This is a genomic window from Nocardioides ultimimeridianus (genome assembly GCF_054777895.1).
The window spans coordinates 112,468-130,864 of sequence record NZ_BAAHAB010000010.1 but is presented as its reverse complement, the minus strand read 5'-3'; the positions used below and the strand labels follow the sequence as shown (position 1 = coordinate 130,864).

General features: G+C 72.7%; 15 protein-coding genes. 8 read left to right on the top strand and 7 right to left on the bottom strand.

Going from position 1 to position 18,397, the window contains the following annotated elements:
* Nucleotides 1-353 precede the first annotated feature (353 nt).
* Nucleotides 354-2,429 (top strand): glycosyltransferase, encoded by a 2,076-nt coding sequence (locus tag ACYU8V_RS11265; protein WP_460847408.1) that lies wholly within the window; start codon nucleotides 354-356, stop codon nucleotides 2,427-2,429.
* A complete protein-coding gene (locus tag ACYU8V_RS11260) occupies nucleotides 2,426-3,178 on the top strand; it encodes a PIG-L deacetylase family protein (RefSeq protein WP_460847407.1) in 753 nt (250 codons plus the stop codon). Before ACYU8V_RS11265 ends, ACYU8V_RS11260 begins: the two co-directional genes overlap by 4 nt.
* Here ACYU8V_RS11260 and ACYU8V_RS11255 read toward each other — a convergent pair.
* Nucleotides 3,164-4,024 (bottom strand): SDR family oxidoreductase, encoded by an 861-nt coding sequence (locus ACYU8V_RS11255; protein WP_460847405.1) that lies wholly within the window; start codon nucleotides 4,022-4,024, stop codon nucleotides 3,164-3,166. The two genes, ACYU8V_RS11260 and ACYU8V_RS11255, sit on opposite strands and share 15 nt — an antisense overlap.
* A 47-nt stretch (nucleotides 4,025-4,071) precedes the next feature.
* Here ACYU8V_RS11255 and ACYU8V_RS11250 point away from each other — a divergent pair, with 47 nt between their 5' ends.
* The 4 genes from ACYU8V_RS11250 (at nucleotide 4,072) to ACYU8V_RS11235 (ending at nucleotide 10,931) form a co-directional block, all read left to right on the top strand.
* Complete coding sequence (locus ACYU8V_RS11250) at nucleotides 4,072-6,816, top strand: penicillin acylase family protein (protein WP_460847403.1); 2,745 nt, start codon at nucleotides 4,072-4,074, stop codon at nucleotides 6,814-6,816.
* 194 nt (nucleotides 6,817-7,010) lie between these two features.
* Entirely contained in the window at nucleotides 7,011-9,134 is a 2,124-nt protein-coding gene (locus ACYU8V_RS11245) for a DEAD/DEAH box helicase (RefSeq protein WP_460847400.1), read from the top strand.
* A gap of 74 nt (nucleotides 9,135-9,208) precedes the next feature.
* A complete protein-coding gene (locus tag ACYU8V_RS11240) occupies nucleotides 9,209-10,174 on the top strand; it encodes a hypothetical protein (RefSeq protein ID WP_460847398.1) in 966 nt (321 codons plus the stop codon).
* A 10-nt stretch (nucleotides 10,175-10,184) separates the two neighbouring features.
* Entirely contained in the window at nucleotides 10,185-10,931 is a 747-nt protein-coding gene (locus ACYU8V_RS11235; RefSeq protein ID WP_460847397.1) for an SDR family oxidoreductase, read from the top strand.
* A gap of 148 nt (nucleotides 10,932-11,079) precedes the next feature.
* On the opposite strand, the gene ACYU8V_RS11230 is transcribed toward ACYU8V_RS11235, so the two are convergent.
* From ACYU8V_RS11230 to ACYU8V_RS11215, 4 genes are all read right to left on the bottom strand, one after another.
* Complete coding sequence (locus ACYU8V_RS11230) at nucleotides 11,080-11,685, bottom strand: hypothetical protein (protein WP_460847395.1); 606 nt, start codon at nucleotides 11,683-11,685, stop codon at nucleotides 11,080-11,082.
* A gap of 67 nt (nucleotides 11,686-11,752) precedes the next feature.
* On the bottom strand, nucleotides 11,753-12,718 hold the full coding sequence (gene egtD / locus ACYU8V_RS11225) for an L-histidine N(alpha)-methyltransferase (RefSeq protein ID WP_460847394.1): 966 nt from the start codon (nucleotides 12,716-12,718) through the stop codon (nucleotides 11,753-11,755).
* A complete protein-coding gene (gene egtB / locus ACYU8V_RS11220; protein ID WP_460847393.1) occupies nucleotides 12,715-14,010 on the bottom strand; it encodes an ergothioneine biosynthesis protein EgtB in 1,296 nt (431 codons plus the stop codon). Before egtB ends, egtD begins: the two co-directional genes overlap by 4 nt.
* Before the next feature lie 213 nt (nucleotides 14,011-14,223).
* Complete coding sequence (locus ACYU8V_RS11215) at nucleotides 14,224-15,720, bottom strand: MXAN_6640 family putative metalloprotease (protein ID WP_460847392.1); 1,497 nt, start codon at nucleotides 15,718-15,720, stop codon at nucleotides 14,224-14,226.
* Between the two features lie 109 nt (nucleotides 15,721-15,829).
* Between ACYU8V_RS11215 and ACYU8V_RS11210 the strand changes: the two genes are divergently transcribed.
* Entirely contained in the window at nucleotides 15,830-17,098 is a 1,269-nt protein-coding gene (locus ACYU8V_RS11210) for a DUF445 domain-containing protein (RefSeq protein ID WP_460847391.1), read from the top strand.
* A 53-nt stretch (nucleotides 17,099-17,151) separates the two neighbouring features.
* Nucleotides 17,152-17,385 (top strand): RNA-binding S4 domain-containing protein, encoded by a 234-nt coding sequence (locus ACYU8V_RS11205; protein WP_460847459.1) that lies wholly within the window; start codon nucleotides 17,152-17,154, stop codon nucleotides 17,383-17,385.
* A 12-nt stretch (nucleotides 17,386-17,397) separates the two neighbouring features.
* Here the strand turns inward: ACYU8V_RS11205 and ACYU8V_RS11200 are convergent, their stop codons facing one another.
* Nucleotides 17,398-17,742 carry a hypothetical protein gene (locus tag ACYU8V_RS11200; protein ID WP_460847389.1) on the bottom strand — a complete coding sequence of 115 codons (345 nt, stop codon included), beginning with the start codon at nucleotides 17,740-17,742 and terminating at the stop codon, nucleotides 17,398-17,400.
* An 85-nt stretch (nucleotides 17,743-17,827) separates the two neighbouring features.
* A complete protein-coding gene (locus ACYU8V_RS11195; protein ID WP_460847388.1) occupies nucleotides 17,828-18,202 on the bottom strand; it encodes an FKBP-type peptidyl-prolyl cis-trans isomerase in 375 nt (124 codons plus the stop codon).
* Nucleotides 18,203-18,397 lie beyond the last annotated feature (195 nt).

Below are 18,397 nucleotides of genomic sequence, written 5' to 3'. Positions count from 1 at the left end.
GACTTCCAGGATCGTCTCCCTCAGCTCCGGGGACACAGTGCGCTGGGTAGCCGTCCGTGGCTCGAGCTCCGGCATCTTCAATGCAGTAGCGGACATCATGTTCTCCCTTGTGTACGCCGATACGTGCTGCCCCTCCGCAGCTTCGGCTCCTTCAGGGTGGCGGTCGTCACGGGCCGCCACAAGATCGGCGGTTGTTCCTTTACCGGTCCGAGGTGGGTTCGGACCGACCGTTCCGGTACCCCTGGTCCGGAAGGACCATGCCGGTCGGGACGGAAGGGGACGATGGCCCCGGACGCCGGGACGAGCCGCGCGCCTTCACGAGTCCTTCATGCCGGCGTTCCTAGCCTGCCGACATGGAGGATGTCCCCACCATGAAGCCGGCGTCGCGCGCCCGCGCACGGCTCCGGTTCGTGGCCTCCTGGCTGCTCGCTGGGGTGCTGGTCGCGGCCGGGCTGCCGCAGGTCGTGTCCGTCTCCTGGCACGGCGTGCTCCCGGTCCTGGAGGGCCTGCACCTCAGCGAGCTTCTCGGCCTGGTCGGACTGTGGGCGCTCGGCCTGTACGTCCACTCCTTCGTCCTCACGGCGGCCGCGCCGAACCTGACGCACCGGCGCGCGCTCACGCTCAACGTCACCGGCAGCGCGGTCGCGAACGTCGTACCTCTCGGTGGGGCGGCGGGCGTCGAGCTCAACCGCCGGATGATGCGCGCCTGGGGCATCGACACCCGCGGCTTCGCCGGCTACACCTTCGTCACCAACCTGTGGGACGTCGGCATCAAGCTGATCCTGCCCGTCGTCGCCGTCGGCGCCCTCGCGCGCGCGGGCGAGCACGTCGCCGCGCCGCTGAAGCTCGCGGCCCTCGGGGCCGGCGTCGGCTTCGTTGCGCTCGTCGGCGTCGTCACGGCGCTGCTGCTCAGCTCGCGCGGCCCAATGGAGGAGATCCGTCGGCAGAGCCGGCAGCTGGTCGCGAACGGCTGGCTCCGGATGTCGGTGGGGATGGTCGGGTACGTCGCCCTCCAGGCCCTCCTGCTCGGCTGGTGCCTCCACCTCACCGGTGCCGGCAACAGCGGCACCGAGATCCTCGCCGGGTTCGCGCTCGAGCGGCTGATCACGATCCTGCCGATCACGCCCGGCGGCGTCGGGGTGGCCGACCTCGGCCTGGTCAGCGTGCTGCTCGCCCTCGGCGGCGACCCGGTCGGCGTGACCGCGGGGGCGGTGCTCTACCGGGTGTTCGTGTTCCTCGTCGAGATCCCGGTGGGCGGTGGGGCGCTGGGGCTGTGGCTGGTGGGGCACCGCCGCAGCGAGCGCGTCGTCGCTGCCGGGACCGTCGCCCGGACCGGCGAGATCCGGCGTATCGCCCACGTCACCGATGTCTTCCTGCCGCGCCTCGGCGGCATCGAGACCCACGTCGACGACCTCGTCCGGCACCAGCGTGCCCGCGGACTCGAGGCCGACGTGCTCAGCCCGACCCCAGGCGGCGGACCCGACCCCGCCTGGGTTCGGCGGATCCCCGCCGCCCGCGCCCGCGCCGAGATCGGGGGGTACGACGTGGTGCACGTGCACCTGTCGGTGCTCTCGCCGTACTCGATCAGCGTGGCGCGGGCGGCGATGGCCGCCGGCGTACCGACCCTGATCACGGTGCACTCGATGTGGGCCGGTGCCAGCGCGATCGTGCGACTGGCGGCGCTCGCGTCGCTGCGGCGGTGGCCCGTGGCGTGGTCGGCCGTGAGTGCCGCGGCGGCCGAGGCGTTCCGGCGCTCGCTCGGCGGCGCCCCGGTCGAGGTCCTGCCGAACGCGGTCGACGTCGCGTCCTGGCGGAGCACCGGGGCGGTGTCGCGGGCCGCGTTCGATCCGCTGACCGTCGTCAGCGTGATGCGGCTGATGCCCCGCAAACGGCCGTTGCCGCTGTTGCGCATGTTCACCGACGTACGCCGCCTGGTGCCCGGCCGCGACGTCCGGCTGCTCATCGTGGGCGACGGTCCGCTGCGCGGCCGCCTCGAGCGCTACGTACGCCGCCACGGACTCACCGACGTCGTCACCATCACCGGCCGGGTCGATCGCGACCAGGTGCGCGAGCTGCTCCGCTCCGGCGCGATCTACCTCGCCCCCGCGCCCAAGGAGTCCTTCGGCCTGGCCGCCCTCGAGGCGCGCTGCGCCGGCCTGCCCGTCGTCGCCAGCCGGCGCAGCGGCATCGGCGAGTTCGTCCGCGACCGCCGCGACGGGCTCCTCGTCGACGGCGATCACGAGATGGCGGTCGCGACCGCGACGCTGCTGACCGACGACCTGCTCCGCGAGCGGATCCGCGCCCACAACGACCGGGTCGCGCCGGCGTACGACTGGAGCGACGTTCTCGACACCACGATGGGGCTCTACCGAGCCGCGGGGGAGCGGATCGCCGTACCGCCCGCGGCGCGGCAGGCGGTGACGCGGTGACGACCGTCGTCTCCCTGCACGCCCACCCCGACGACGAGGTCCTGCTCACCGGCGGCTGGCTCGCCTCCCGCGCGGCCGCGGGCGACCGGGTCGTCGTGGTCTTCGCGACCGACGGGGGAGCCGGCCTCGCCGGGGACGCCCGGGACCTCGCCCGGCGGCGGCGTACCGAGGGGGAGGCCGCGGCCCGGGCGCTCGGCGCGCACCGCGTCGTCTGGCTCGGGTACGACGACAGCGGCATGGCCGCCGCCCCCTCCGACGGCGGCCGGCGCCTGGTCGACGCCTCCGTGGCGTCGGTCGCGGGGGAGGTCGCGCGGATCCTCGACGAGGAGGACGCCACGGTCCTCACCGGCTACGACGCCAACGGCGGCTACGGCCACCCCGACCACGTGCACGTGCACCGGATCGCGCGGGCGGCCCAGGACTTCGCGCAGCGTCGGCCCCGACTGCTCGAGGCGACCCGCGACAGGGACGCCCTGCTGCGGCTCGTCCGGCTCGCCCGACCGTTCGCGCGGCTGCTGCCCGGCCTCACCCTGCCCGGCGACGAGATCTACACCTCCCGCGCGGAGCTCGCGCGGCTGCCGGCCGAGCGTGCCGACGTACGCGCCCATCTGGAGGTCAAGCGCGAGGCCCTCCGCGCCCACCGCAGCCAGGCCCGCGGCGGCCTGCGCACCGTCGCCCTCCTCCTCGCCCTTCCCCGCCCCCTCGCCGCTCGGGTGATGGGGACCGAGTGGTTCCTAGTCGTCCCGTAGGGAGCGGAACTCCCGCATCCGCCGCAGGTACGCCGGGAGGCGGCGGGTCGGGACGCGGCGAGGCCAGTCGTCCGCGCGGAACCAGGCGTCGGAGCCGCCGTCGACGAAGACGATGCTGCCGCACAGGAAGTCGGCGGCGTCGGAGAGCATCAGCACGACCCAGTCGGCGAGCTGGCCGGCGTCCCCATAGCCGCCGATGGGCACCGGGAAGCTCTTGATCTGGCGGGCCTCGGCGGGCGTCGCGAGCTGCTTCTCGAGCAGTGGCGTCATCACGGCGCCGGGGGCGATGGCGTTGAGCCGGATGCCGGCGCCGGCCCAGTCGCGGGTGACGGCCTGGCGGCGTACCCACCGGGCGAGGGCGATCTTGCTGCCGGCGTACGCCAGGGGAGGGGCGGCCTTCCCGAAGACCCGGAGCGTGCGCAGGGCGCGGTCGGTGTCGCGCTCGAGCAGGGCGGCGACCAGTCGCTGCGGCACCAGCGGCACCGTGGTGGTCGAGTTGCTCGCGAACGCGACCACCTTGGCCCGGTCCGCGGCGGCGAGCGCGGGCCGCCAGGCGTCGAGGAGCTCGACGACGCCGAGGTAGTTGACCTGCAGGATCAGCCGCGCGCGGTCGCGTCCGGTGCCCGGACCGATCCCGGCCGCCAGCACCGCGCCGTCCAGCACCCCCGCGCACCGCTCGAGCACCGCGGTCGACGCCTGACGCCGGCCCAGGGGTGTCGACAGGTCCGCGACGACGTCGGCGTCGCGCAGGTCCACGGTGATGACGACGTGCCCGGCGGCGCGCAGCCGCTCGACGACGGCCGCGCCCATGCCGGAGGCGGAGCCGGTGACTGCGTAGGTGCCCACGGCGGAAACCCTAGCGGGGAGATAGAACACGTTCTATGGTCGAGCCCATGCGTCGCTCCCTGCTGCTGACCAGCCTCGCCGGACTGCTCGTCGCCGCGCTCGCCACCGGCCCGGCCGCGTCGCCCTCGCAGGCGGGCACCACGCCGTCGTACGGCGGCGACCCGTACGGCGCGCTGTGGAACATCGTGCCGCCGGGCTCGCGCGGCAACATCGACGCGACCCAGCTCGCCCAGGTCCTGCTCGGCGGCGGCACGACCGCGGTCGACGGCAAGAGCGCTCCGCCGAACTACGCCGACCAGCTCGAGATGTACGACGCGCTCACCAAGCAGGCGCCCAGCAGCATCACCCGGGCCGATCTCTCCACCCTCTACAAGCGCGAGAACTTCACCCCGCAGGTCGTGACCAGCGACGAGAAGCCGCGCGACGGCACCGACATCAAGCGCGACCAGTTCGGCGTCCCGTACATCACCGGCAAGACCTACGACGACACCATGTACGGCGCCGGGTTCGCCGCGATCGAGGACCGGATGTTCCTCATGGACGTGCTGCGCCACACCGGCGCCGGCCGGATGGCGGAGTTCGTCGGCGACACCCCGGCGAACGTCGCCATGGACCAGGCCCAGCTGCGGATCGCCTACTACACGCCCGCGGAGGCGGCCGCGCAGGTCACCCACGCCGCGAAGCGGTACGGCGCCGCCGGCGAGCGCCTCGTGCACGGCCTCGACGCCTACATCGCCGGCATCAACGCCGCCCAGAGGAAGCTCTGCCCGCTCGGCGTGACCGGCCTGCAGTGCCCCGCGGAGTACGCCGCCCTGCAGAAGACCGTCCAGCCGTGGACCCGCGCCGACGTCGTGTACGTCGCCTCGCTGGTCGGCGGCATCTTCGGCAAGGGCGGCGGCGCGGAGGCGGCGAACGCGACGTACCTCCAGCTGCTGCGCCACCGCTTCGGCGCGAAGATCGGCGACGGGGTCTACCGCGACCTCCGCGAGAAGATCGACGCGGGCGCGCCCACGACAGGCTCGGTCAGGATCGGGTACGGCGGCGGCCGCGGGCTCGAGCTCGGCAAGCCCGGTGTCGCGCTGCCCGACCTCGGGGGCGCGACCGCGCCCGGGACGGGCCACATCGCCAGTCGCGTGACGACCAGGGGTGCTCCGCGGACGGTCGCCACCGGGCTTCCGGCGGGCGAGGCGGGCCAGCTGCAGAAGGTCCGGTTGGCGTTCCAGCACGGCGGCATGTCGAACGCGGTCCTGGTGACGGCCAAGGAGTCGACGACCGGGCACCCGCTGGCCGTCTTCGGCCCGCAGACCGGCTACTACAACCCGCAGCTCCTGGTCGAGCAGGTGCTCAAGGGGCCGGGCGTCTACGCCCGCGGCGTGTCGTTCGCCGGCACCAACCTCGTCGTCGAGCTCGGCCGCGGCAAGGACTACTCCTGGTCGGCCACCAGCGCCTCCAACGACCTCGTCGACACCGTCGCGGAGCGGCTGTGCAACACCGACGGCTCGCGGCCGACGGTCGAGTCCACGGCGTACCGGGTCGGCTCGAGGTGCGTCCCGATGCGGCACAACCAGCAGGTCGAGCACACCACACCGAACCTGACCGCGCCCGGCCTGCCGAAGACCTACACCTTCGACATCTGGCGCACCCGGCACGGCATCGTCCAGTCCCGCACCACGGTGGGCGGCAAGCCCGTGGCGCTGGTGCTGCAGCGATCGACGTACGGCCACGAGGTCGACTCGGTGCTCGGCTTCTCCCAGTTCAACGACCCGCGCTACGTGCACGGTGTGCAGGACTTCTTCAAGGCCGCCAGCCACGTCGACTTCACGTTCAACTGGTTCTACGTCGACAGCCGCCACATCGGCTTCTACACGTCCTCGCTGCTGCCGAAGCGTGCGCCCGGGGTGGCGTTCGACTTCCCGCGCTGGGGCGACCGGAAGTACGACTGGCAGGGGTACGTCGGCATGGCCGGCCACGCCCACCAGGTCGACCCGTCCTCGGGCTACCTGGTCAGCTGGAACAACCGGCAGACCAAGACCTGGTCCGCGCCCGACGACATCTGGTCCTGGGGCGACGTGCACCGCTCGCTGGCGCTCAGCCAGCGGGTCAAGGCGGCGATCCGCGGGTCGCGGAGGATCGCGATCCAGCAGCTGGTCGGCGTCATGGCCGGCGCGGCCACCCAGGACTCGCGGGCCCGCTACCTGCTGCCCGACCTGCTCAAGGTGATCGGGAACGACCGGGCGCTCGCGCCCGCCACCTCGATCCTGCGGCAGTGGTCGAAGGCCGGTGCGCCGCGGGTCGACCGCGACCGGGACGGCGCCTACGGCTACCAGGCCGCGATCGCGCTGTTCGACTACTGGTACCAGCACGGCACGAGCTCGCTGGCCTACGACGTCATGCGCGGCAAGCTCGGCTCCCTGGTCACCCGGGTGCCGCAGATCCTCGACGACCACCCGCGCCAGGGCGTGGGGTCCTCCTGGCTCGACGCACCCTGGTACAGCTGGGTCCAGAAGGAGCTCGACGCCCGCCTCGGCCACCCCCAGGCGACGCCGTTCACCTACCGCTACTGCGGCACGGGGACCCTCGCGTCCTGCCGGCGCGTCCTCCGCGCGTCACTGGCCCGGGCCGTCGCCTACGCGCTGAAGACCCAGGGCGTCACCTCGGTCTCGCAGCTGACCTACGACAAGACCCAGGACGACATCGTGTCCCAGACGGCCGGCGTCGTCGGCGTACGCCCCATCGACTGGCAGAACCGCCCCACCTTCCAGCAGGTCGTGGAATTCCACCGTCATAGGTGAGTTGTGTCTCGCCGCTGGTAGACTGCCCTCAAGCATCGACCAGCCGAGCCGTCGGCGTACGTCGGAAACCGACGTCCCCACCGGCCGCGAACCCCCACGGGTGGCCATGCGATCGGACGAGTGGATCGCGGATCCACGACACACGGCGTTGCCCGGGTGCACCTGCACCGGGGCCCCGTCCTGGAAGGACATCTGTGGCTCAGAGAAGCCAGCGAGGTGGTGGCGGCCAGCGCCGCAACCGCAGCAACGCACCCAAGCACCGCAACGAAGAGGGCATCATCCCGGTGCTCGCCAGGGTGGTGCGCGAGGTCGAGCAGGCCGTGCAGCGCCAGTCGACGGTGCTCTCGGTGCGCACGAAATTCCAGGTCATCGCGCTGCTCGTGCGTGAGGAGCGGATCCGGATCAAGGCCGACGACACGCTCTCCGACGGGCGTCGTGCCGAGGAGCTCAAGCGGCTCGACGGCATCGCCACGATCCTCGCCCAGACCGCGGCCCGCGACTCGACGCTGTTCACCCTGCTCGACCCGGACGCCGAGATCTCCGACGACGCCCGTGCGCTGCGTCGCGAGCTGCTCGGCAAGGCCGGCGTCGTCGAGCCGGAGCCCGAGGCCGCCCCGGCCGCTGCCGACAACGTCATCGCGGTCATCGACCGGCGGGTCACCCCGGTCTCCGTCGCCGCGGCCCAGCTCGCCAACCCGTTCCAGCGGCCCGACTTCGAGGGCGTGCGCCCGCCGGTCCGGCCGCGCCGGCTCGCCGGCTGGGAGTTGCTCGAGCCGCTGTTCCGCTCCTTCGAGCGGGCGCCCGAGGGTGCCACCGCGATCATGGAGCTGCCCGAGCCGACCTCGCTGAAGACGGCGTACGGCCGGGAGCTGATGCACCACCAGGCCCAGCTCGTCGCCTCCGCGGCCGCCGGCCACCGCACCTTCCTGCTGGCCGACGAGCCCGGCCTGGGCAAGACCGCCCAGGCGCTGCTCGCCGCCGAGGCCGCGGGCGCGTTCCCGCTGCTGGTCGCCGTGCCCAACGTCGTCAAGACCAACTGGGCGCGCGAGGTCCAGCTCTGGGTGCCGAACCGCACCGCGACCGTGCTGCACGGCGACGGTGACGACGTCGACGGGTTCGCCGACGTGTTCGTGGTCAACTACGAGATCCTCGACCGGCACATCGGCTGGCTCGGCAAGCACGGCTTCCGCGGGATGATCGTCGACGAGGCGCACTACATCAAGAACAAGACCTCCCAGCGCTCCCAGCACGTCCTGGAGATCGCCGACCGGATCCGGGCGCGGGTCCCGCGGCCGCTGATGATGGCGCTGACCGGCACCCCGCTGATCAACGACATCGAGGACTTCCGGGCGATCTGGCAGTTCCTCGGCTGGATCGACGAGAAGGTCCCGCTCGGTCCGCTGATGGAGGCGCTGGAGGAGACCGGCCTGACGCCGGCCGACCCGGCGTTCTACCCGGCCGCCCGGCGATGCGTCGTCGACCAGGGCATCGTCCGTCGCCGCAAGATCGACGTCGCCTCCGACATCCCCGCCCGCCGCGTGGCCGACCTCCCGGTCGAGCTCGAGGGCGAGGCCGGACGCTCCATCCGCAAGGCCGAGCAGGAGCTCGCCCGCCGGATGGTCGAGCGCTACGACACCGCGCTCGCCAACCGTCGCGCCGGTGCCGTCGTCGACGGCATCGACCACGACCTGGTCCGCCAGGTCGCCGGCTGGGAGCGCGAGGACTCCTCGACCAAGACCGGCGAGAACGTCTTCGGCATGCTGCGCCGGATCGGCCAGGCCAAGGCCGGCCTCGCCGCGGACTACACCGCGCAGCTGGCGCGCAACGTCGGCAAGGTCGTCTTCTTCGCCAAGCACATCGACGTCATGGACATCGCCGAGGAGACGTTCGCGGCCCGGGGGATCAAGTACTCCTCGGTGCGCGGCGACCAGTCCTCCGCCACCCGCCAGGCCCAGATCGACGCCTTCGTCAACGACCCCGAGGTCCACGTCGCGGTCTGCTCGCTGACCGCGGCGGGCGTCGGCCTGAACCTCCAGGTCGCCTCCAACCTGGTGCTCGCCGAGCTGTCCTGGACCGACGCCGAGCAGACCCAGGCCATCGACCGGGTCCACCGGATCGGCCAGACCGAGCCGGTGACCGCGTGGCGGGTCATCGCGACCCAGACGCTGGACACCCGGATCGCCGAGCTCATCGACCGCAAGGCGGGTCTCGCAGCACGGGCCCTGGACGGCGCGGGCGAGACCGGCGAGACCTCGATCGACCTGCAGACCGAGGCGCTGGTCGCGCTGCTCACCGCCGCCCTGGAGGCGCGCGGCTGAGGTTGGTTTCGATACGGCCTCGCCTGGCGGCTCGGCCTACTCAACCAACGAGCGGGCGGGCCGATGATGGTCGGGTGAGGCGAATCGCTGCCTACCTGGTCGCGTCGGCGCTCGGCGCCGGGTGCGTGGCCGCGCTGCCCGCGGCACCGGTCCGTGCGCGGGCCGCGGTGGCCGGCTGCCCGGTGTTCCCGGCGGACGACTACTGGCACGCCGACGTACGCCGACTCCCGGCCGACCGCCGCAGCGCGACGTGGCTCTCGCACATGTCGCCCGGCGTGGACCTGCATCCCGACTTCGGGCCGTCCTTCGGCGACGGTCCGAACTACGGGATCCCGATCACCGTCGTGTCCGGCACCCACCCACGGGTCCCCGTCTCCTTCACGTACGCCGCCGAGAGCGACCGGGTGCGCTACCCGTTCGGCTCCGACACCCGGATCGAGGGCGGGCGCGACTCCGGCGGAGACATGCACGCCATCGTGGTCGACCGCGACCACTGCCGGCTGTACGAGACCTGGCAGACCCGGGTCCGCGACGGTCACTGGCGGGCCGGCTCCGGCGCGACCTGGAGCCTGCGGTCGGACCGCCTGCGACCCGACGGCTGGACGTCCGCGGACGCGGCCGGCCTGCCGATCCTGCCCGGCCTGCTGCGCTGGGCCGAGGTGCGCGACGACCGGATCGACCACGCGATCCGGTTCACCACCGACCTCACCAGCAGCCACCACCTCTGGCCGGCGCGGCACGACGCCGGCAGCACCGCGTCGTGGGCCTACCCACCGATGGGCGCGCGGTTCCGGCTCCGCTCGTCGTACGACGCCAGCGGACTCGGGACCTACGCCCGGCGGGTCGTTGCGGCGATGAAGACCTACGGGCTCGTCCTCGCCGACAACGGCAGTCCGTGGTACTTCCAGGGCGAGCAGAACGCCCATTGGCCCGCCGGTCTGGTCGCCGACCTCAAGCGGATCCCGGCCCGGGCCTTCGTCGCGGTCGACACCTCGTCGCTGCGGGTGTCGAGCGACTCGGGAGCGGCCGCCCGGCACTAGGGTCTGGCCCATGACGATCCTGGCAGTGGCCGGCGGCACGGGACTGGTCGGCACCCTGGTGGTCGAGGAGGCTCGGCGTCGGGGGTACGACGTCCGTGTCCTCTCCCGGGGCACCGGGGTCGACCTGACCACCGGCGCCGGTCTGGCGGCCGCCCTGGAGGGGGTGGCCGCGGTCGTCGACACCAGCAATGTCGTGACCATGGCGAAGGCACCCGCCGTGCGCTTCTTCGGGCAGGCGACGGAGACGCTGCTGGCCGCCGAGCAGGCGGCGGGCGTGGAGCACCACGTCGTGCTCTCGATCGTCGGCTGCGACCGGGTCGACCTCGGGTACTACTTCGGCAAGCGCCGCCAGGAGGCCCTGGTGGGCGTCGGGCGGGTGCCGTGGACGGTGCTGCGGGCGACGCAGTTCCACGAGTTCGCCGGGCAGCTGGTCGAGCGCAGTCCCGCGCCGTTCGCGCTCGGTCTGCGGATGCGGACCCAGCCCATCGCGGCTCGCGAGGTGGCCACGCACCTGGTCGACGCCGTGGGCCGCGGCCCCTCCGGGCTGCTGCCCGACCTCGGCGGGCCCGAGGAGCACCGGATGGACCGGCTGATGCGGGAGTGGCTGCACGCCACGGGCCGCCGCCGGCTTCTGGTCCCCGTGCCGATGGCGGGCCGGGCCGGTCGTCAGGTCAACGAGGGCGGCCTGCTGCCCACCCCCGGCGCCACCCTCGGCACGCAGACCTTCGGCGCGTGGCTGGCGGCCTCCGTCGGCTGACGGCGCCGCGCCGAGGCAGGGGCTGCCGAACACACGTCAGGCGGTTTCGGGAGGTCGATGGGCCCGGCCGAACGGACGTCCGTTCGCCCAGGCCCCGAAGAGGCTCCTGAGCGGCTGACAAGCGTTCGGCTGCCGCTCGAGCCGACGGTCAGCAATCCGAGAAGCCCGCCCGCGGCGGCAGGCGAAGGACGTCGGTCCAGTAGCCGAGGACCAGCGTGGACGCGTCGCCGAGGGGCAGCGGCTCGATCGGGGACACCATCTGCGTGCGGAGCCCGTCGGCGAGCGCGAGGAGGCCGTCGACCTTGGCAGCCTCGGGCCAGCTCCCGTGCGCGTCGCGGATCGCGTCGGCCAGGAAGCGCCGCTCCCGGCCGAGGACCCGCTCGACCGCCTGCCACGGCTCCCTGTTGCCGGCCTGTGCCTGCGCCGCCGCCACCGCGCGCAGGCTCGACCACACCCGCACCCCGACCTCGTCCGAGGGTGCCTCGGGCAGCCGGACCGGCGTGGGGTCGGCGTACCCGCGGCTGAACCAGTCGTACCAGCGGAAGCTGAACCGGGAGATCAGGGAGACGTAAAAGCCCGTGATGTTGCCGTGCGCCTGGTGGATCGAGGAACGCGCCATGTTCAACGAGCGCGCCACCGCGCTCATCGTGATCTGGTCGACCCCGCCCGACTCGTGGAGCAGCACGATCGCGTTGAGAGAGTCCTCGGCCGTGTTGAAGGAGTCGCGTACGTAGAAGGGGCTGTCCTCATCCATCGGCACAGCCTGCACCGATCGCGCGCCGATCGGCGCCCGTCATCCACAGGCGCCGGAGGAGCCAGCGTCAGCCCTTCACCGCCAGCGTGACCAGGAAGTCGCCCGCGGCGTCGGTCCACTGCTCGGCGACGGTCAGTCCCGAGGCCGCCAGCTCGGCGGCGATCCGGTCGCGGGTGAACTTCGTGGAGATCTCCATCCGGATCTCCTCGCCGGCCGCCAGGTCGAGCTCGACATCCGCCCCCGGGATCCGCACCCGCTGCGGCACCTCCGAGCGCAGCCGAAGATCCATCCGCTGCAGCCGGGGATCCCAGAACGGGACGTAGCCGAAGGAGTCGGGGTCGAAGTCGGCGCCCAGCTCGCGGTTGAGCACGAGCAGGCCGTTCTTGATGAACGCCTCGGTCACGCCCTCGTCGTCGTCATAGGCCCCGATCAGGCGGTCGGCGTCCTTGACCAGGTCGGTGCCCAGCAGCAGCCCGTCGCCGGGGGCGAGCGTGTCGCCGAGCGCGCCGAGGAAGGCAGCGCGCTCCTCGACGTACAGGTTGCCGATGGTGCCGCCGAGGAAGACCACGAGCTTGCGGTCGTAGCGCGCCAGGTGGCCCAGGTGCAGCGTGAAGTCGCCGACGACCCCCTCGATCGCGGTCTCCGGGTAGCGCGCCTCGAGCATCGCCGCCGCGTCGCGCAGCGTCGACTCCGACACGTCGACCGGGACGAACCGCTCGAGGTGGCCGGCGTCGGCGAAGGCGTCGAGCAGCAGCCGGGTCTTGTCGCTGGTGCCGCTGCCGAGCTCGACCACGGTGGTCGCCCCGCTGGCCGCGGCGATCTCGGTGGATCGCTCGGCCAGGATCGAGCGCTCGGCCTCGGTCGGGTAGTAGGCCCCCAGCCGGGTGATCCGGTCGAAGAGGTCGGACCCCGCGGTGTCGTAGAGCCACTTGGGTGGCAGGCTGCGCGGCTGCGATCCCAGCCCACGACGTACGTCGGAGACCAGCGCGGCCGCCGCCCAGTCCGATTCCAGCAGCACCTCGACCTTGTTCATGCCACACCCTTCTCTGATCCGTCGGCTAGCCGTACCCCGGACATCGCCCAACGTGCGCCGTGCGGGAAGAAATTCCGGTACGACGCTCGCGCGTGACCTGCCGGCGTCAGCGCGCAGCCGCCGCGCAGCACCATCTGGTTGGACATGAACTTGCCGTTGTACTCGCCGATCGCGCCCTCGGCCGGGTGGAACCCCGGATAGGGGTGGTACGCCGAGGAGGTCCACTCCCAGCAGTCGCCGAACAGCTGCCGCAGCCCGCCCGTGGCCGGCCCGGCCGCCTCGGGGTGGAAGGTCGTGGAGTTCGCGAGGTTGCCCGCCACGGGCGCCGACCGGGCGGCGTGCTCCCACTCCGCCTCGCTGGGCAGCCGCTTGCCCGCCCAGGTGGCGTAGGCGTCGGCCTCGTAGTAGCTCACGTGCGTCGCCGGCGCGCCGGGGTCGACCGGGAAGGTGCCGTGCAGGGTGTGCTCGAACCAGACCCCGTCGACCTCGGTCCAGTAGAACGGCGCCGCCCAGCCCTCGTCCTTGATCCGCGCCCAGCCGTCCGACAGCCACAGCTCGTGGCGCCGGTAGCCGCCGTCGGCCATGAACTCCAGCCACTCGCCGTTGGTGACCAGCCGGTCGGCCAGCCGGTAGGGGGTGAGCCACACCTGGTGGCGGGGGAGCTCGTTGTCGAAGCAGAAGCCGGCACCCTCGTGCCCGATCTCGACCAGCCCGCCCTCGACGTCGACCCAGCCGAGCGGGTCGGGCGTCGAGGGCGTGGCGGGGCGTCCGGCGTACACCGGCTGGAGGGGGTTGCGCGACAGGACGTGCTTGATGTCCATCAGCAACAGCTCCTGGTGCTGCTGCTCGTGGTGGAAGCCGAGCTCGATCGTCGACGCGATCTGCGCCAGCGCGCCGTCGTCGAGCCGGGTGAGCAGGTCGCGCACCCGGTCGTCGACGTTCGCACGGTAGAGGCCGACGTCGTGCGCGCCCGGGCGCGAGATCAGCCCTCGCTCGGGGCGGTTGTAGCGCGGACCGACGCCCTCGTAGTAGCTGTTGAACAGGAACCAGTACTTGTCCTGGAACGGCGCGAAGTCCGGCTCCTGCTCGGCCAGCACGAAGGTCTCGAAGAACCACGTCACGTGCGCGCGGTGCCACTTCGTCGGCGACACGTCCGGCATCGACTGGACCGTCTGGTCCTCGGGCGAGAGCGGCAGGGCCAGCTGCTCGGTGTGGGCGCGGACCTCGTCGAACCGGGCACGGAGGGCCTGCGGGTCGGCGGTCGCGCTCGGCGCGGGGAGCGTCGCAGTCATGACAACCAACGTAATGCGCGCCACCGACAACGCCAGGGCGGAAACCTTACGAACCGGTGATCTTCCGGCCCGCGACGGCGGATCTCCGCCCCAACATTTACCCATGACCGCCGAAACCCGCCGCAGGATCCGTCGTTGGAGGGGCGTAGGGCGGGCTACGGCGATGACTGGGGGGTGTCGCTGTAGCCCGCCCGCCGCGTCTCCGGGAGGCGCCTACGAGCGCGAGGGCCGGGCGTGCCGCCGTCGCTCGACCGGCGCGACCACGCTGGCGTCCACGCTGAAGCGCATGTCGTCGTCCCGTGGCCGGCCGCTGCACGAGAGCAGCGTGCCGCGGTCGCACACGTAGCGCGCCGAGCCGTTGACGAGCGTCAGCACCACCGAGGCCACGCGGGCCGGCGCGAAGTCGGCGACGGCCACGCCCACACCGCGGCGCAGCAGGACCGGCCAGCTGCGCACGGTGCCGTCGCGGTCGCGGATCGTCACCACCGCCCGCCCGCGGTGACGCGGGCCGTGCACGGTCAGCTGCAGCCGCCGGGCGTCGCCGGAGGCGGGAGGGCGGAAGACCAGATCCTGGGCGGCGAGGTGGTCGACCCGCGCGGTGAGCGTCCGCTCGCCGCGGGCGTGCCGCATGCGGGCGCGGGCGGCGTACGTCGCGCTCGGCCAGGCCTTCCCCTCCGGGTACGCGGTGGCGGGGTCCAGGTTCGCGACGGCGTACGCCGTGAGCGCGTCGGCCAGTCCCGAGGTCGTGCCCGACTGCTGGTTGAGCACGTGGCTCAGGGCGGCGATCGAGGACTGGGCGGGCGCGCCCCTCCGCGCGTCGACGCGGTTCCAGACGCGACGGATCAGGCCGTCGCCGTAGCGGTGGGTGAGGAACTCCCAGAACGCCCAGTTGCCGTACTGCGCGAGCCCGGTGGTGCTGTAGCTGTCCAGCGGGACGCCGGGCCGGTGCACGTCGCCGTAGGGGAGGTAGCGCCGGTTGTCGTTCGCCGCGTCGGCGTAGCTCTCCTCCATCCAGACCGCGGTGCTCTCCATCAGCCAGGGGTCGGCGCGGAAGTCGTAGCCGAACTGGATCGCGTGGAAGAACTCGTGCGCGGCGGTCACCTCGAGCGAGATCTGCCGCGGGGCGCCGTACTGGCTCTTCGCGAAGTCGTTGTCCAGCACGCAATAGCCGGACGCGGCGAGCGGCTGACCCTTGACGCGTGTCTCCGGTGCGCAGTAGCCGTACAGCCCGCGCGCGCCCAGGTCGGTGAGGTAGACGTCGAAGCGACCGTCGCCGCCGCGCCTGCCGTCACCGGGCGGGCGGCGGAAGCCGAGGTCGCCGACCTCGTGGTCCCACACGCTGCCCATGGTGCGCAGCACGTGCCGCACCCACCCCTTGCCGGGCGGTGCGTCCGCGCCCTTGCGGACGTAGTGCACGCAGAAGCGGCGCCCGCACAGCTCGGTCGAGCGCGTCGGGTAGCCGTCGCCCTGCGGGTCCTGCGCGCCCTGGGTGGGGCGGGCCAGGATGGCGCTGGCGACCATCCGGTCGAACAGCCCGAACTCCGCACGGGCCACGAACAGGTCGCGCAGCTGCAGGGTGAGCTCGGGCGCGTCGCGCTTCGCGGCAGAGGGGGAGTGGTGCGGCTTCGCGTCGCTGATGGGTACCGGTCCGACCGCGAGCAGACCGAGGAGCGCGGGGACCACCAGCACACGCCAGGTGTTCGAGCGCACGACGACTCCTCGGTCCGGGGAAGGTGACCAGCATCGAGTAGACCAGGGTCGGGCACTCCAGCGTGGGAGGCGACCGGCCTGCCCGAGAACGTGTCGCCGGTAGGGAAGGATGCCCATCGTGAGTGGACCAGCGCTGCCGACCGACGCCGCCGCGGACGCCGTACGCCGTCGGCGCCTGCGCGAGATGCGCACCGTCGCGGTGGCGCTGCTCGGCCTGGCGGCGGTCGTGTACGCCGCCACCCTCGGCCGGCACGGCGCCTGGGGCTACGTCAACGCCGGCGCCGAGGCGTCCATGGTCGGTGCCATGGCGGACTGGTTCGCCGTGACCGCGCTGTTCAAGCACCCGCTGGGCCTGCCGATCCCGCACACGGCGCTGATCCCGAAGCGCAAGGACGACCTCGGCAAGGGCCTCGAGGAGTTCGTCGGGGAGAACTTCCTGCAGGAGTCGATCATCCGCGAGCGCGTCCTCGGGGTGCACATCGCGCAGCGGGTGGGCGACTGGCTGGCCGAGCCGGAGAACAAGCAGCGCGTCGTCCGCGAGGTCGCCGACGTCGCGCGGGTCGCGCTCGGCAAGGTCCGCGAGGACCACATCGAGGCCCTGGTCAACGAGGCGCTCACCCCGCGCTTCCGGGAGGAGCCGATCGCGCCGCTGCTGGGCGGGCTGCTCGACGAGGCGCTCCGCGACGACCTGCACCACGGCGTCGTCGACCTGATGATCGAGGAGATGCACGACTGGCTGATCGCCAACCCCGAGACCGTGCAGGAGGTCATCGGCGAGCGGGCTCCGTGGTGGGCGCCGGACTCGGTCAACACCTACGTCATCGGCAAGCTGCACGTCGAGATGGTGCGCTGGCTCGCCGACATCCGCTCCAACCCCGACCACCGCGCCCGCAAGGCACTGGACTCCATGCTGCAGCGCCTCGCCACCGACCTGCAGACCAACCCCGCGACCCAGGAGCGCGCCGAGCGGCTCAAGCTGCGCGTCCTGGACCACCCGGCCGTCATCGCGACCGCCATCACCGTCTGGAACGCCCTGCGCAAGGCGCTGCTCACCTCGCTCGGCGAGGAGGACGGAGCGGTACGCCGCCGGCTCATGATCGAGGTCGACGCCCTCTCCGCGCGGCTGCGCTCCGACGCCGACCTGCGCGAGCGGATCGACCGGCTCTCGGCCGACGCCGCGGTCTTCGCCGTCGACCGCTACGGCGACGAGCTGACCAAGGTCATCACCCACACCATCGAGCGCTGGGACGGCAAGGAGGCCGCGCGCCGCATCGAGCTGCACGTCGGCCGCGACCTGCAGTTCATCCGGATCAACGGCACCATCGTGGGCGGCCTGGTCGGCGTGGTCATCCACGCCGCCTCGGTCGCCCTACGATGAGACCTGTGTTCAGCCGGAGGAAGAAGGACCCGCAGGCCGCCGCGCCTGACGTGATGGACGTCCCCATCAAGGACGACATGATCCGGCTCGGGCAGTTCCTCAAGCTCGCCAACCTGATCGACAACGGCGCCGACGCGAAGGTCGTGTGCCCCTCGGGCGACGTCAGCGTCAACGGCGAGGTGGAGACCCGCCGCGGCCGCCAGCTCTTCGAGGGCGACGTGGTGACGCTGGGTGGGCAGGCGGCCCGGGTCGTTCACGGCGACGTACCGGACAACCTGCCGTGGTGAGCTGAGCTCGGCTCAGTCGCAGCCGGGCGGGGCGACCTTGGTGCTGGTGCCACCGCCGACCACCGGGGTGCTCGTCGCGGCGTCCCAGCTACCGACGTACGCGGGCAGCTGGTGCAGGTAGGTGGGGACGAGCCCGCGGAGCGGGAGGTAGTGCCCGGTCTGCGCCAGCGCGGCCTCCTCGGCCGTCTCGACGACGGCCACCTCGGAGCGGCACGCCGCGAGCGCGGCTGCCGCGACGTAGCGGTTCGAGGTCGTCTGCGACGTGGGGTCGGGTGGTGGTGCTGCGGAGCTCGATCCGCCGGACCCGCAGGCGGCCAGCAGCCCGACGACGGGGAGCAGGAGCAGCGCGCGCTTCATGCTCGGATTGTGGTGCCTGGGAACGACCGATGGCGCGGTTCGGGCGAACTCGCCCGAACCGCGCCATCGCGGGTGGTGCCGTCGGTCAGGAGACCCCGAGGAGGTCCACCACGAAGATGAGGGTCTCGCCGCCCTTGATCACGCCGCCCGCGCCGCGGTCGCCGTAGCCCAGGTGCGGCGGGATGACCAGCTTGCGCCGGCCGCCCACCTTCATGCCCTGCACGCCCTGGTCCCATCCGGAGATGACCTGGCCGATGCCGAGCTGGAACTTCAGCGGAGTACCGCGGTTGTAGGAGGCGTCGAACTCCTCGCCGGTGCTGTGCGCGACGCCGACGTAGTGCACATTGACGGTGTTGCCGGCCGCGGCCTCGGCGCCGTCACCGACGGTGATGTCCTCGATGACGAGGTCCGCCGGGGGCGGGAAGTCGGGGAAGTCGATCTCGGGCTTCTCTGCAGTCATGGCGACGAGCCTACCGAGGCCGGGGACCACGCGCCGTGTCGGCGACCGCCGGGGGTGCAGACGTGCTGTGGGTGAACATCGAGAGCCCGGCCTCGCGACCCGCCGCCGGGCGGCCGAACACCCGTCAGCCTCCCCATGGGGGCCATCCCGCCTCGCCTGACGGACGTTCGTTCGGCGACGCAGCGTGGGCCCGCG

What these genes read in the sequence shown, in the direction of transcription:
- ACYU8V_RS11265 (WP_460847408.1), top strand. Translation starts at nt 354, where the DNA reads ATGGAGGATGTCCCCACCATGAAGCCGGCGTCGCGCGCCCGCGCACGG.
- ACYU8V_RS11250 (WP_460847403.1), top strand. Translation starts at nt 4,072, where the DNA reads ATGCGTCGCTCCCTGCTGCTGACCAGCCTCGCCGGACTGCTCGTCGCC.
- ACYU8V_RS11235 (WP_460847397.1), top strand. Translation starts at nt 10,185, where the DNA reads ATGACGATCCTGGCAGTGGCCGGCGGCACGGGACTGGTCGGCACCCTG.
- ACYU8V_RS11230 (WP_460847395.1), bottom strand. Translation starts at nt 11,685, where the DNA reads ATGGATGAGGACAGCCCCTTCTACGTACGCGACTCCTTCAACACGGCC.
- egtD (WP_460847394.1), bottom strand. Translation starts at nt 12,718, where the DNA reads ATGAACAAGGTCGAGGTGCTGCTGGAATCGGACTGGGCGGCGGCCGCG.
- egtB (WP_460847393.1), bottom strand. Translation starts at nt 14,010, where the DNA reads ATGACTGCGACGCTCCCCGCGCCGAGCGCGACCGCCGACCCGCAGGCC.
- ACYU8V_RS11210 (WP_460847391.1), top strand. Translation starts at nt 15,830, where the DNA reads ATGCCCATCGTGAGTGGACCAGCGCTGCCGACCGACGCCGCCGCGGAC.
- ACYU8V_RS11205 (WP_460847459.1), top strand. Translation starts at nt 17,152, where the DNA reads ATGGACGTCCCCATCAAGGACGACATGATCCGGCTCGGGCAGTTCCTC.
- ACYU8V_RS11200 (WP_460847389.1), bottom strand. Translation starts at nt 17,742, where the DNA reads ATGAAGCGCGCGCTGCTCCTGCTCCCCGTCGTCGGGCTGCTGGCCGCC.
- ACYU8V_RS11195 (WP_460847388.1), bottom strand. Translation starts at nt 18,202, where the DNA reads ATGACTGCAGAGAAGCCCGAGATCGACTTCCCCGACTTCCCGCCCCCG.